The 15,768-nt window shown below is 39.3% G+C and carries 7 protein-coding genes; 3 read left to right on the plus strand and 4 right to left on the minus strand.

Annotated elements, in window-relative coordinates:
• Window positions 1-1,210 precede the first annotated feature (1,210 nt).
• Window positions 1,211-2,041, minus strand: a complete 831-nt coding sequence (gene pyrF, locus IPP32_11470; protein MBL0048700.1) for an orotidine-5'-phosphate decarboxylase — start codon at window positions 2,039-2,041, stop codon at window positions 1,211-1,213.
• A gap of 32 nt (window positions 2,042-2,073) precedes the next feature.
• Window positions 2,074-3,150, minus strand: coding sequence for a peptide chain release factor 1 (gene prfA, locus IPP32_11475; GenBank protein MBL0048701.1), 1,077 nt, complete (start codon window positions 3,148-3,150; stop codon window positions 2,074-2,076).
• A 151-nt stretch (window positions 3,151-3,301) separates the two neighbouring features.
• Here prfA and IPP32_11480 point away from each other — a divergent pair, with 151 nt between their 5' ends.
• Window positions 3,302-6,892, plus strand: coding sequence for a S8 family peptidase (locus IPP32_11480; GenBank protein ID MBL0048702.1), 3,591 nt, complete (start codon window positions 3,302-3,304; stop codon window positions 6,890-6,892).
• 68 nt (window positions 6,893-6,960) lie between these two features.
• Here IPP32_11480 and IPP32_11485 read toward each other — a convergent pair whose 3' ends face one another.
• Both IPP32_11485 and IPP32_11490 read right to left on the minus strand, forming a co-directional pair.
• Complete coding sequence (locus IPP32_11485) at window positions 6,961-9,156, minus strand: T9SS type A sorting domain-containing protein (GenBank protein ID MBL0048703.1); 2,196 nt, start codon at window positions 9,154-9,156, stop codon at window positions 6,961-6,963.
• A 154-nt stretch (window positions 9,157-9,310) separates the two neighbouring features.
• Complete coding sequence (locus tag IPP32_11490) at window positions 9,311-12,886, minus strand: T9SS type A sorting domain-containing protein (protein ID MBL0048704.1); 3,576 nt, start codon at window positions 12,884-12,886, stop codon at window positions 9,311-9,313.
• A 207-nt stretch (window positions 12,887-13,093) separates the two neighbouring features.
• Between IPP32_11490 and thrS the strand changes: the two genes are divergently transcribed.
• Complete coding sequence (gene thrS / locus IPP32_11495) at window positions 13,094-15,019, plus strand: threonine--tRNA ligase (protein MBL0048705.1); 1,926 nt, start codon at window positions 13,094-13,096, stop codon at window positions 15,017-15,019.
• 227 nt (window positions 15,020-15,246) lie between these two features.
• Window positions 15,247-15,741 (plus strand): translation initiation factor IF-3, encoded by a 495-nt coding sequence (locus IPP32_11500; protein MBL0048706.1) that lies wholly within the window; start codon window positions 15,247-15,249, stop codon window positions 15,739-15,741.
• The last annotated feature ends 27 nt before the right edge of the window (window positions 15,742-15,768 follow it).

A 15,768-nucleotide genomic window follows, 5' to 3' on the forward strand; every position in this document is an offset into this window, starting at 1 on the left:
GCGTTCCACCTGATCTAGGCAATTGACATGGTAGGTATAGGAAAAACCGAAACGTATAAATGGTTACCATGTAAGACAGGGTTATAATTTTAAGAGCCTAGTACAATCCGTCTCCCAAATAGGTATAAGGCCGCTTCACGGTAAAATGTATACATTGCCCCGAACTTGTTCAAATAATTAATATTACAATGAATCTAAACATTTGTAGGTCCACTATTTTGATTAACAATAAGGGGAGAACCACCAATAACATTCACTGTTAGGAATATTGAACCTGAAAGGGGACTTCCTAAACAATTTAAATTTATTAATGTATCCAGCCAAGATTGATAAAATACCTATATGCTGCTTCATATAAAAGGTTAAACAGGCAGCTCCATCCTAATTCTGTCAAATGCAAGCCTGACAACCAATAACTAACTTGCCATTAATCCTGGCATAAGAGTAGCCATGGGATTATTTTGTCCGATTAGGATTTCCAAAATATGTATAAGGAGGAAATCCACAATTGTTGCATTAAATAAAATCCAATTTGCACCCAAGATTATTAGAACAATCTAAAGGCACAAAATAAACATAATTAACTTATCAGGGCGGATAATAATTGCAATCAAATGGACCGTGAATATAAACGTAGTTGCTGAGGATCACAAAAAGTCGGTTGGGCCATTAACTATGTCCAAACAATATATGCAGAAGGAAATCTGCTACTAATGAGATTTACCACAAATTAAAAGGAAAATGTTCGAACATCAGGATTCAACAGCATGTCTCAAAGTAGATAAATTAAACTATCAAAGGATGTATGCAATAGTATCAACTCCAGTAAAACCCAAATGGGAGTGAAAAATCACCATCCGATTTAATGCAAGTACCATTACTGAGCAATTAATAGGTGCCAATGGACCTCCAAATTGCTGGAATCATAGACAAATGTCATTAAAATCATTTGAGGAAATTTACGCACAGCGTAATGATTGTTCAAATATTTGGCAGTGTGAAATTAATGCACAAAATTAAGAGAAGAGTGAGTGTTGTTTTAGCTGTCATTAAAATTTTAAATAAGAACCAAATAGGCTTTAAGTAAAACTAAAAAATATTTGCACCAAAAACCTATTGTTCAAATTAAAGTTAAGATATATTGATAATTCAGATCTTATGGATTTTGAGATCAAATCAGCTTTTATCAGATAAATCAGAGTTGATATCTTTATAAAAAAGAACTCATTTCCAGTTGCATCTTTTTTGCCTCATCGGCAGCCATGGAAGCAAAATTTTCATCTGCAGAAGCAAAAATAATACTACGCGATGCATTCACCAAAAGGCCGCAATCTTTATTCATTCCGTATTTCACCACTTCACTCAAACTCCCGCCTTGAGCGCCTACACCGGGGACTAATAAAAAATGATTGGGAATAATGTTGCGTATTTCTTCAAGCATTTTTGGTCGAGTTGCTCCGGCAACATACATCATATTTTCAGCATTTCCCCATGCAGCACTCCGTTCTAAAACTCTTTGATAAAGTGGTAATGTTCCTTTTGAATTGAATGTTGAATGGATTTCACTCAACTGAAAATCATCCGCACCTTTGTTTGAGGTGAGCGCAAGTAAAATAACCCATTTGTTGGGGTAAGTCAAAAATGGTTTTACCGAATCTTCTCCCATGTAGGGAGCAACTGTTACCGAATCAAATTGCAGCGTTTCAAAAAACGCTTTTGCATACAATTGAGAGGTGTTTCCAATATCTCCTCTTTTGGCATCTGCTATTGTAAAATGAGCCGGGTAATTGGTATTGAGGTATTGAATTGTTTTTTCTAAACTCTGCCAGCCTTTGGTGCCAAGGCTTTCGTAAAAAGCAGTATTGGGTTTATAGGCAACACAAAATTCATGTGTGGCATCAATGAGTTGCTTGTTGAATTCAAAAACGGGATCTTCACAAACGAGTAAATGCTTTGGGATTTTAGTAATATCGCTATCCAAGCCAATACACAAGAAGCTTTTCTTTTTTTGGATTTGATGAATGAGTTCAGCTCTTGTCAACTTAAAAAGGTATAAGAAACAATGGTTTATTCTTAAACTAAAACTCCCCCTTCTTTCATCTTCTCTGCATTCTCGGCAATTTGTAATCCTTCAATAAAACTATCAATATTGCCATTCATAAAATCGGGAAGATTATGGGTACTTAATCCAATTCGATGGTCGGTTACTCGGCTTTGCGGATAATTATAGGTTCTAATTTTTTCGGAACGGTCGCCGGTACTCACCATTGTTTTACGTTTTTTCGAAGCCTCATCCACACGTTTTTGGTATTCGATTTCATAAATACGTGAACGCAACACCGCAAGCGCTTTATCGTAATTTTTCAATTGCGATTTTTGATCCTGGCATTGTACCACAATTCCGGTTGGAATGTGCGTTAATCGTATGGCTGATTTGGTGGTGTTTACAGATTGCCCACCCGGTCCTGAAGAACAAAATGTATCTTTACGAATATCATTTTCTCTTACATCCACATCCAATTCGTCCGCCTCCGGCATCACAATTACACTGGCTGCTGAGGTATGCACACGTCCTTGCGTTTCGGTTTGTGGAACACGTTGCACGCGATGCACTCCTGATTCGTATTTCAATTTTCCAAATACATTATCACCACTTACATTTAAAATAATTTCTTTGTACCCCCCTGCAGTCCCATCCTGAAAATCTACCAACTCCGCTCTCCATCCCATGTTTTCGATGTAGCGGGTGTACATTCGATATAAATCACCGGCAAAAATACTGGCTTCATCACCGCCTGTACCGGCACGAATTTCCATCACCACATTCTTGCTGTCTTCCGGATCTTTTGGCACCAACATCATGCGAATTTCTTCTTCTAACTTTTCCTTCTTTGCCGCATTTTCTTCAAATTCAATTTTTGCCATCTCCTTAAACTCTTCATCCTTCTCGTTGGCCAGCACCTCTTTCGCGCTTTCAAGGTTCCCTATCACGTTCTTATAAACATGATACATGTCCACCACTTCTTTCAAGTCCTTATATTCCTTGTTGAGTTTAGCAAAAAGCTTCATGTCCGAAAGGGTTTTCGGGTCACTTAATTGTTGCTCCACATCTTCCCAGCGTCTTTTTATCGCGTGTAACTTATCTAACATTTTACTTGTTCAAATTTTTATAGCCTGCAAAAGTAAGGATTTTAAAGGAGTTAGGAAAGTAGTTCCTTTTCCCTTTCGGGAGATTTTTTTGTCCCAATCAAATAATTATTATATTTAAAAAAAAATCCAAATTAATCCTTAAACCTCCTTCATGAAAATTACCCAACTTTCTAAGCGGATTACCTTATTACTTGCATCGATTGTGTTGCTTAGCAGCAGCTATACATTGCACGCCGGAACAAGTATTCAATTAAAATCAGGTGTTATTCAAACGCAAAATGATTTCGAACAAAAAGCGAATGAAGCTCCTCTTGTTTCTGAAATTTATAACGGTATGTATTACCGTTTATTGCAATTCGAAAAATTGCCAACTGCTCAACAAAAAGTAAGTATGGAACTGAGTGGAATTGCCTTTCTTGGCTACATCCCATCCAATACTTATTATGTAGCTATTCCAATTACCTATAATTTGGAACAACTTAAGGCATTTCAAGCCAGAACTATTTTACCCATTGACATTAACTCAAAACTAACACTTCGTTTGCGTGAAAATGATATCCCGGCATATGCTAAAAAAGGCGGAAATGTGGACTTGATTGTTCAGTATTTTAAGAATTTGAGCTTTGCAACCGTAAGTGCCGAGCTTAGCGCGAGAGGCTGCACCGTGCTTAGTAATTATGCAGGAACACAACTCATCACCATTAACGTTGCAGAAAATAATTGGAAAAATATTGCTCAATTACCTTTTATAAAATTCATGCAGGTAATTGACGATGTGCCTGTTCCCGATGATACTAAAGGAAGAAGCTTGCACCGTTCAAACGTTATTAATTCTGATTATCCAATGGGCCGCCACTATGATGGCAGTGGGGTAAGTATAGCTTTGGCTGATGATGGATTTGTTGGACCTCATATTGATTTTACAGGCAGAATAACTCAATTTTCAACCATTGTTGGACAAAATCACGGAGACATGACCTCGGGAATTGCTGTTGGTGCAGGAAATTTGGACCCTACCATTAAAGGTATGGCCAGTGGTGCTCACATTTATATATACGACATCAGCGGTTACGCTCAAATTGTGGATGCAGCCCAACACCTTGCTCAATATGGAACAGTTGTAACCTCCACCAGCTATAGTCAAGGCTGTAATGTATACGATGCTTTTGCACAACAAGGCGACCAAATCATGAATCAATTGAAAGTAGTTTTACCCGTTTTTTCTGCTGGAAATAACAATGGAAATAGCTGTGGATACGGTGCTGGAGCCCAATGGGGAAATATTACAGGCGGTTACAAACAAGGCAAAAACTGTATTGCAGCTGCAAACTTGGATGCTTTCCAGGTAATTGACAATACCAGTAGCCACGGTCCTGCTGAAGACGGACGAATTAAACCGGATATTTCATCCAATGGTAAAGACCAAATGAGTACCGACGAGAACAATACTTTTCAAGTGGGCGGAGGCACCAGTGCTGCTTGTCCCGGTATGGCCGGAATTTGTGCTCAATTGTATCAGGCTTACCGCGAATTAACCGGCGAACCCAATCCGGAAGCAGCTTTAATTAAAGCTTGTTTGCTTAACTCTGCCGAAGATATAGGTGTGGTTGGTCCCGATTATTTTTACGGATACGGTCGTGTGAATGCATTAGCAGCTGTGAAAACATTGGAAAATATGAATTACATGAGCGATTCTATTGAAAATGGAAATTCAAATAGTTTCAATATTAATGTACCTGCCGGAACTAAACAAGTTAGAGTAATGTTGCTTTGGAATGATGTAGAAGGCGACCCTGCTGCTGCTCGCGCATTGGTGAACGATTTAACCTTAATGGTGACCGACCCGACAACTGCTGTTTTTAATCCATGGGTTTTAAATCCGGCTCCGCTTGCTTCCACTTTAGATGATCCGGCTATTCGCAGCATCGATAGCTTAAATAATATGGAGCAAGTAACCATTGCTAATCCCACTCCAGGTTCCTACACCGTAACGGTGGAAGGCGGTTCAGTACCATTTGGACCTCAAAAGTATTATGTAGTTTATCAATTTGATCAAGATGAAATTGTAGTTACATATCCGAATGGTGGCGAAGGCTTTGTTCCCACTGAAAAAGAATTGTTGCGCTGGGACGCTTTTGGAACTTCCGGGACATTCAATTTGGCATACTCAGCTGATAGCGGTGCTACCTGGAATACCATCACAAATGTAGCAGGTACAGCGCGTCAATATGAGTGGACAATCCCCTCAACCCTCTCTTCCAACGCACTTATTCGTGTTACTAATGGAGTTGTAAGTGGTCAAAATAGTGTTCCTTTTAGCATCATTGGCGTTCCCCAAAATGTGCACATGGATTGGGCATGCAGCGATTCATTAAAAATAAGTTGGAATGCCGTTAGCGGAGCCGATACTTATGAAATAAGCCAACTGGGTGCTTTTTATATGGATTCGATTGCCACCTCCGCCACCAATTCTGCCGTAATAAGCAATTCCAATTTGTCCGATACTTTGTGGTTTAGTGTGAGAGCTGTGAAAGCAAATGGCAAAGGCCGACGTGCTATTGCCATTAATAAATTACCGGGATTATTAAATTGCAGCAATGCCTTAGATGCAGCGCTAATTAACCAAAGCCCGGGCAGTGGTCTGGCGTATGAATGCTATCCTTTGGCCAATTATCCGGTGACGATTAATGTTGGCAATATTGGCTTGCCTAGCATTTCCAATTTTGATGTGTCGTATCAATTAGATGGTGGCACAATTGTTACACAAAATATTCCGGGTACAGTAAGCTTCGGAAATACTACCGCAGTAGCATTTACACCCACAATTGATATTACCACAGCAGGTAACCACATTCTAAAAAGTTGGATTACTTATCCTGCAGATGCAAATCATGCAAACGATACCCTTATCAGTACTTTTACAACCTCTCCACAATTTGTCGCACCCATTACAGAAGCATTTCAGGCGGCTACCTTCCCTCCGGCAAACTGGTTGGTGTTGGCTAGCAATCCTACCTATAAATGGGCAAAAAGTGCTAGCATTACAGGTGCTGCAGGCGGAACAACAGTATCGGCTTGGTTCGATAACTACAGTTACAACAGCACAGGATCGGAAGATCGATTGGTAACTGAATTGGTTGACATCAGTGCTATGGCGCAGCCCGAATTTAGTTTTGATGTTGCTTATGCTCAATATCAAACCTACGAAGATGAATTAGTAGTTGAAATTTCAACCGATTGCGGGTTAACCTTCACTCCTACCGGCTATTCTAAAAAAGGTGCAGCATTAGCGTCGGCAGGAACCAGCAATACCGATTGGAAGCCAACCAATGCTAATCAGTGGAGAAAAGATGTGGTTATTTTAACGCCTTATTTAAGTGCAGGCAATGTGCTTCTTCGTTTTTTAAACATTAATGGATTTGGAAATAATTTATATATCGATAATGTAAACATTAGTGATGGACCATTATCAACTAAACAACTAAGTTTTTCCGAAAATGTATCCGTATATCCAAATCCAGGAAACGGTTTATTTACTTATGCACTAAGTGATTTCAATACAAAAGATATAAAGGTAGAAGTGTTTGATGCACAAGGCAAACTAGCTCATACAGCTGCAATCAATAATTTCAGAAACAGCTATCAAGGCACAATTGATTTGCAAACAAAACCAAAAGGAATTTACATGTTGAAAATAAGCTCTGGAGATAAAACATATTTCCAAAAGTTGATGTTTCAATAATAATTAACTCCACAAAAAAGGCTTGCTTCACCAATCGAAGCAAGCCTTTTTTATTGGCTAAAATTTTTTTAGCGTTTTGAAATCTTAATACTGTGTTCTCCTTGAATTTTTAAATTATAAATTCCGTTTGGAATATTCTCTAGATGCAGAACAGTTGTTTCTCCTTCTAAAAACCCACTTTCAACAATTTTTCCGGTACCATTAAAAACCGAATAAGCAGCATGAACCAAGTTCGGTCTAACCTTCACATTAAAATAAGTATTAAATGGATTCGGATAAACCTGTATCCCATTATTCGCAATAATATCCTGAACTGCATTAGGTGAAGTTGTTGTAAAAGTTACTTGACTCCCGTATGCTGTTCCGATAGCATTTGTAGCATAAGCTCTCACATAGTAATTGGTACTTGGCAATAAACCGGTTAAAGAGGAAGTATATGAACCGGTGCCGCTTCCACCTGAAACAATATTGTCAGCTAATGTAGGATTAGCTGTAGTTGCATAACATATTCCTCTTGAAGTTACGCTTGAACCTCCTGAATTGGTAACATTTCCACCACTAGTTGCCGATGAATTAGTGATAGCAGTTACAGCTGTTGAAGTAACAGTTGGAGCTACCAAAGCAGGTGCTGCATAGGTAACATCGGCACCGTAAGCAGTGCCTGCGGCAGATGTTGCAAATGCCCGCACATGATAGGTAGTACCTGGTACTAAGCCACTAATAAAGGCTGAAAAAGGCCCGAGTCCAAATGCAGCAGTGATAGTTGAATTGGCAATGGTTGGGTTAACTGAAGTAGCGTAGCAAAAACCTGCAGCAGTAACTGGATCAGAACCAGCATTGGTTACATTTCCGCTAGCATCCGCCATAGTGGATGAAACATAAGTAACCGTACCCGTAGTAACATAAGGCAAGAAAAGCGTATTGGTTGAAAAAGTTACATCGCTGCCATAAGAAGTTCCAACACTATTTGTTGCAAAAGCTCTTGCATGATAGGTCACACTGTTGGCTAATCCTGTTAAATTAACTGTAAATGCACCGGTACCGGAGCCACTGGTAACTTTAGAACCTGATATGGTTGGATTTGCTTGGGTTGAATAACAAACACCCCGTGAAGTAACAGTCCCTGAACCGGCACTGGTAACATTACCACCACATGTTGCAGTTGTGGAACCAACAGCAGATGGAGTTGCGGTAGTAACGGTCGGAGTTGCTTGTGCCCCTCCCGTTCGGGTTATTGTCACTCCCCTACAAACATTATCCCCTAAACAATTAGCATTGGTATTAATGTGCACTCGAAATGTACCGGCTACAGAAACTGTAGCTGTTAAAGGCTGTGTTGAATAGAGTAATGAGGCATTCGATAAATCTGTAATTGATAAAAAATCAGTTACATTGCTCGAATTAAATGTAAAATTTCCGGTAACAAGCGAAACATCAAAGTAATCACCAGAATAATTACAATTTCCGGTCGGCTGAGTAATTGCTACCGTTTGACCATTTACGGTTGGTCCAACTTGCACTCCGGTGGGATAGTTTGTTGAACCTACACAGCCGGCTATGGTTGTAAAAACAACATCATTTCCATACGATGTTCCCGTATTATTTGCAGCCCAAGCGCGCATATGATAGGTTAAATTCGGAGCCAAACTCGAAACAGTTAATGAAAAAACACCTGAACCACTCCCTGAATTGACCGAATAATTATTTACTGTTGGGTTGGGAGAATTAGACCAACATACTCCGCGCGCAAAAACTGCAGTTGAACCGGCATTGGTAATATTTCCACCACAGGTAACAGAAGTGGAAGTTAACAGCACAGGCTGTGTTGTTGTTAAAGTTGGAGCAGTCCCTCCAATCGAAATTAACCTCACTTCAATGCCATAACCGAGCGAATTAGATGTGCAAGTATTATCATAAAAAAAATGAACATAATAATTAACGCCTCCTGATCCAGTTGGGGTAAAAGTTACATTTGTTCCAGAAAATGCAACTGGTCCATTACCTGAATTTAATCTTAATGTAAAATAACCTCCACCTGGTTCATACATTTGATATGTATTCCCCGGAATAAAACTAACAACTCTAAAATAGTCGCCTGAACTGTTCCATGGATTACCATTCGCTAGTGATATTTGGGTAGGCAACGCAACCGATGCCGGCGCTTGAAAAGTTCCTGTAGGCCAATTTCGAGTTGCATAACATTGGGAAAAAACTTGCGCTTTTATACTAATCATTAAGGCTATTAAGAGAAATATTTTTTTCATTTTATACTATTTTTATGAATACAAAGTTAATTTAAGCTGAAACTGAAAAATTACCGTTTAATAAGTTTTTTACACCTAAGAAAGTATTGGCAAATTCAACAAAAAAGCCTTGCTCAACTCGTGAGCAAGGCCTTTTTGTAATTGGAAAGAATATTTATTTTTTAGAAATCTTTATGCTAGATTGTCCATTAATAGTTAGGTTGTATAAACCTGCTGCTAATTTCTCCAAGTTAATTGAAGTCATAGTTCCTTCTAAATAACCGCTTGCAACAATACTTCCAAGCGGATTAGTTATAGTATATTTTGCATGCTCCAATCCGGTTTTTACACGAACCGAAAGTTCATTGCTAAATGGATTGGGAAATACATTAATCTCATTTGAAGTAGCAATTGCATTTATACCGGTTGGTGGAATTGTTGGAAAATTCGCGTTAAAAGTTAAAGGTGTTGAAGTACGCATCAATGTAATATTATTAGGTGCGTCTAATAAGTTAAAACCACCGGCCATCATCAAATGAAGGTCGAATCTATAGGTTGACGGATAGGTATAATCAAACACAAAATCATATTCCGGTAAGGTACCGTTTGTTCCGGCCGGGATGGGCTGTGGTTGTGCAAAGCTATAATTCCACCAGCCTTGTGCATACACATTTCCGGATGAACCGATATGATTATCCCAAATGGCAACATTCGACAAATAATCAAAATTCATCACAAAACCGGCTACATAAGACGCGGAGAAAGTAGACGAGTTATTAATATAAGGTAAAAACTCAACTATTTCACTTGGCTCTGCTAGGTCGTTGTTGTTTCCATTACTATCGGGATTGTTGTCATCGTCAACATCCATCTGACCTACTGTAAAAGCACGAATAGGAATTGGAATACAACGGGTGTAATATTGATTAGCACCTTCAACAATTACAACTTCTACATAAGCTGTATAACTGGTAAACACACTATACGATACCTGAAACTCAAACTCATCCGTTGACCATGCTTCATTGTGCCAGCCTACGTTGTTTAATCCTGCTGTACTATCCAGAATAGTAATGTTAGGATCTGTAGTTCTTAATTTACACAAACCGCTCACCACAGAAGTTCCGTTGGTTTTGTTGTTGTAGCTTTTAACTTTCATTCTAACAGGTAATCCTGGATTAACCAAGTTATAAGGATTTAAAGGATTGTAATTTAATGTGGCAGGTAATCCGGGTAAGCCTTGTGCGTTGGGAACTACATAGGTGCTATAATATGTAGGCGTGGCATTAGCAGTTGCTAAATCCATAAATGCCATATTGGTTAAATATACTTCGGTACTATTTACACATGGATCTAATGTTGTAAAAGTTAAATCAGCACCATAAGAAGTTCCTACACTATTGGTAGCATAAGCCCTATAGTGGTAGGTCGTACTACCAGACAAACCAAGTAAGTCAACAGAAAAGGCACCGGTACTTCCGCCGGTTGATACAAATGAGTTTGCAATGGTTGGACTAGAAAAGGTGCTATAGCACACACCTCTGCTGGTAATTGCAGAAGTTCCAGCATTGGTAACATTTCCACCCACAGTCGCTGTAAAAAAGCTTACTAGCGGTGAAGCTGCAGTTGTAACAGTTGGTGGTGTTGGGTTAGATGTTACAAATGTAACCTGGCTTCCATAAGTTGTTCCAGCTGTGTTTGTAGCATAAGCACGCACATAATAGGTGCTGTTAGGGTTTAAACCGGTCATATTAGAAACAAAAGATCCTGCACCGGCACCTCCCGAAATAACTGTGTTTGCTAAGGTTGGATTGGTTGTAGTAGCATAGCAAATACCTCGTGAGGTAACAGCCGAACCACCTATGCTGGTTACATTTCCACCGCTATTTGCAGTGGAGGTTGTTACCCCCGTAACTGCAGTTGTTGTAACAGAAGGCAAAGCTTGTGTACTAGTGGTAAAAGTTAGATCGCTACCATAGGAAGTACCAGAAGCATTTGTGGCATAAGCTCTAATATGATAGGTTGTTCCCATAGCTAATCCTGTAAGGTTTGCAGTAAATACTCCTGCACCCGAACCACTCGCAACTGTTGAATTTGCAATTGTTGGATTTGCAGTAGTCGCATAACAAACGCCACGTGCTGTAACAGCACTAGTTCCTGAATTAGTAACATTTCCTCCGCTATTAGCAGTTGAAGCTGTAATAGCTGTTGCTGCTGTAGTGGTAACAGTTGGTATACCTAGCTTTGTCATAGTAGTTGTTCGTGAAACTGCTTCAGTTAGACATGCAGCATTTTTGAATACATGCACGCGATAGGTACCGGCTGCCACTGAAAAAATAACTGGATTCACCCCGCTGGCAATTACTGTGTTGGTTGTAGTCGTTACTGTTAAATAATCGGTTGCAACCGATGAACCTGCCGAAAATGCCCCGGCCACTAAGTTTATTTCATAATATTCTCCGGCATATTGATCAGTAACAATTGTTACCGTTTGTCCATTGGCTGTTGGACCGGCAGTAACGGTTTGAGGATACATGGTGGTGGAAATACATCCGGTTAAAGAACTGGTAGTTGTAAAACTTTGGTCAGCACCATAAGATGTTCCTGCTGTGCTTGTAGCATAGGCTCTCACATGATAAGTTGTACCGGCAGTTAATCCGCTTAAATTGGAGACAAATGAACCGGTTCCTGATCCACCAGCAAGAATTGCATCGGCAGTAGTTGGATTGGCGTTTGTAGAATAGCATACACCACGCGCAGTAACCGTTGCTGAACCGGCACTAGTAACATTTCCTCCACTTGTTGCGGTGGTTGTAGTAATTGCAGTTATAGCCGTTGTTGTTATTGTTGGCGGTGTGCTGGCTGCTCCATTTCTTGTAATCGAAACACCACGGCAAATAGAATTTGTGGTACATACAGAAGATTCAAACACATGAACTCTGTAGGTTCCGGCTGTGGCCGTAAAAGAGAAGGGTTGCACCCCATTAAATAAAATGTTGTTTGAAGCATCAGTAATTGTGAAAATATCGGTTGAGGTGGTAGAATATAAGGTATAGTTGCCAGCGGTTAATGTTACAACAGAAAACTCACCTGAGTAATTACAATTTACGTTAATATCGGTTATTACTACATTTTGACCCGTAGTGGTTGGCCCTGTTATAGTAGTTGAAGGGTATTGAGATGTTGCGATACATCCTGTTCCTGAACTGCTTCCTGTTAAGGTAACAAAATAATCTTCTGTTTCGCCCGATCCAAATGAGGTACATGCATCTGTGGAACCATTTGCAAAGGTGGCAGTTCTTGTTCGAACACGCATTCCGGTTATTCCTGTCGATGCTGTATTTGGAATTGTAATAGAAACGCTATTTACTACTCCTACGGTAGAAGCGGTAGTTACCTGAGTCCATTCATTGGCATCAAAACTTTGGTTTTGGTCATAATCAATCCAAATAGAAATAATTTGGCTTCCACCGGCATCACTAATATTAAAACTATAGGTGCTCCCTTTTGTTAGTGTGCAGGTGTGATTACTTAAACTGTTATATAAAATCCAAGAAGTTCCTCCCGGGCTACATGCTGTTGCTGTGGTATTAAGTGTTGTTCCGGTAATACTAACTCCGTCAATATATCCAACAGTTCCGGAGTTACAATCTACAGTATGAAGTGCTGTGACAGGTGGTGTGCAATATTGCGCTTGTGAGAAATTTTGACAGCCTATTAGTAAGGCAGCTACAAGTAATTTTTTAATCATTTTATTTATTTTGAGTTAGTAGATTTTAAGAAGCTGCGAAATTACCAATTTATTTTTAATGTCAAAAGGTCTAAATCACACTATTTGTAAAGATTTCAGTGCATTTACAATTGTTAAAAAAACATCAATTTACTCTTTTGTCATCATTTGCAAAACCTTAGTAATTACATATCTTTGCAAACTTTTTTTAATTTTTACAATTGATTTATGATAAAAATAACTTTGCCTGATGGGGCGGTGCGGGAATATGAGAACGGAACAACTGCTATGCAAGTTGCGCTTAGTATTAGTGAAGGCTTAGCAAGAAATGTGCTTGCCGCAAAAGTAAACGGTGCTGTCTGGGATGCTTCACGCCCTATTCATGAAGATTCAACTTTAGCTTTATTGACTTGGAATGATGCAGACGGAAAAGCTACCTATTGGCATTCCTCCGCACACATTATGGCGGAAGCCTTAGAGGCATTGTATCCCGGCACTAAATTCGGAATTGGACCTGCTATTGAAAATGGTTTTTATTACGATATTGATTTAGGTGGCAAAGCCTTTACGGCTGATGATTTTAAAAAGATTGAAGATAAAATGCTGGAGTTGGCGCAGCAAAAAAATAAGTTTATTAGAAGCGAAGTTTCTAAAGCCGATGCCATTGTTTATTTCACTGAAAAGCAAGACGAATATAAATTGGATTTGATAAAAGATTTGGAAGATGGAAGCATCACTTTTTATCAACAAGGAAATTTTACCGATTTATGCCGTGGCCCGCACATTCCCGATACCGGATTTATTAAGGCCGCAAAGCTTATGAATATTGCAGGTGCCTACTGGCGTGGCGATGAAAAAAATAAAATGCTTACACGTGTGTATGCCATTACTTTTCCCAAACAAAAAGAGCTTGCGGAATACTTGGTATTACTCGAAGAAGCAAAAAAACGCGACCACCGCAAATTAGGCAAGGAATTAGAGTTATTTACCTTCTCCGAAAAAGTGGGAATGGGCCTTCCTTTGTGGCTTCCAAAAGGTACTGCCTTGCGCGAACGCTTAGAAAACTTTCTGCGCAAAGCACAAGCAAAAGCCGGTTACCAACAAGTAATTACACCGCATATCGGAAATAAAAATTTATACATTACCTCCGGACATTACGAAAAATACGGAGCGGATTCGTTTCAGCCCATTCACACGCCACGCGAGGATGAAGAGTTTTTTTTAAAACCCATGAATTGCCCGCACCATTGCGAAATTTATAAATCCTCCCCAAAATCCTACAAAGATTTGCCGGTTCGATTGGCTGAATTTGGAACGGTGTATCGCTACGAGCAGGCCGGTGAGTTGCATGGTTTAACCCGTGTGAGAGGCTTTACACAAGATGATGCCCATTTGTTTTGCCGTCCCGACCAAGTAAAAGAAGAGTTTTGTAAGGTGATTGATTTGGTGTTGTATGTGTTTAAAGCTTTGGATTTTCAAGACTACACTGCTCAAATTTCATTACGTGATCCAAACAATAAAAGCAAATACATTGGAAGCGACGAAAATTGGGCATTGGCCGAAAGTGCCATTATAGAATCGGCACAGGAAAAGGGTTTAAAAACCACTGTTGAATTAGGGGAAGCAGCCTTTTATGGTCCAAAATTGGATTTTATGGTAAAAGATGCAATTGGTCGCAAATGGCAATTGGGAACTATTCAGGTGGATTACAATTTACCGATTCGTTTTGAATTGGAATATACCGGCAGCGATAACCAAAAACATCGTCCGGTAATGATACACCGTGCCCCATTTGGTTCATTGGAGCGTTTTGTGGCTGTTTTGATTGAGCATTGCGCCGGAAAGTTCCCGCTGTGGTTAAGTCCGGAACAAATAGCTGTGCTTCCGATAAGTGAAAAATACAACGAGGAAGCAAAAAATGTTTTAAATTTGTTAAATAATTACGATATTCGCGGCTTCGTTGACGAAAGGAACGAGAAAATTGGCAAAAAAATACGGGATACGGAGTTGAAAAAAATTCCGTTCATGTTGTTGATAGGTGAAAAAGAAATTGCTGATAATACCGTTTCTGTAAGGAAACAAGGCGAAGGAGATTTAGGAAGTTTTAGTATAGAAGGCTTCGCAGAACTGATGAAAAAGGAACTAGTAAATTAAAATAAAGAAATAAGAAGTATTGAATTAGAGATTTGTTGAAGTATAAAAGACAAAATCTCGCATTCAAAAAATCAAAAAGTCAATAACTAAAATTAAGGGAGGACAAGCATATAGCAACAAAATACTACAACCCGAATTTCAAGAAGCCCACTACAGCAGCGGCTCCACGTCCTGATTTCGACAGACGATTCAGTAAGAATCCACGTAAAGCAGAAGACACGCATAACATTAACGAACGCATTAGAGCGCGCACCGTTCGTGTGGTTGGTGAAGGAATTGAAACCGGAATTTTTGCTATTGAAAGAGCGCTGGATATTGCGCGTGATGCAGGTTTGGACTTGGTTGAAATATCGCCAACAGCAGAACCACCGGTATGTAAGGTTATTGATTATAAGAAATTCTTATACGAACAAAAAAAGAAACAAAAAGAGATAAAAGCCAAAGCATCGAAGGTAGTTGTAAAGGAAATTCGCTTTGGACCCAATACAGATGAGCACGATTTTAATTTTAAAAAGAATCATGCCGTAAAATTTTTAGAAGAAGGATCAAAAGTGAAAGCCTTTGTGTTTTTTAAAGGTCGTTCGATTTTGTTTAAAGAACAGGGTGAGATATTATTATTAAAGTTTGCACAAGAATTAGAAGAGATCGGAAAGGTGGAACAATTACCACTTTTAGAAGGAAAGAAAATGCAAATGATGATTGCGCCGAAAAAAAGTAAATAGCTTACGAATAAACGATTCGGAACGGAT

The sequence above is a fragment of the Bacteroidota bacterium genome (assembly GCA_016721765.1).
In the GTDB taxonomy this organism is placed as follows: Bacteria; Bacteroidota; Bacteroidia; order UBA4408; family UBA4408; genus UBA4408.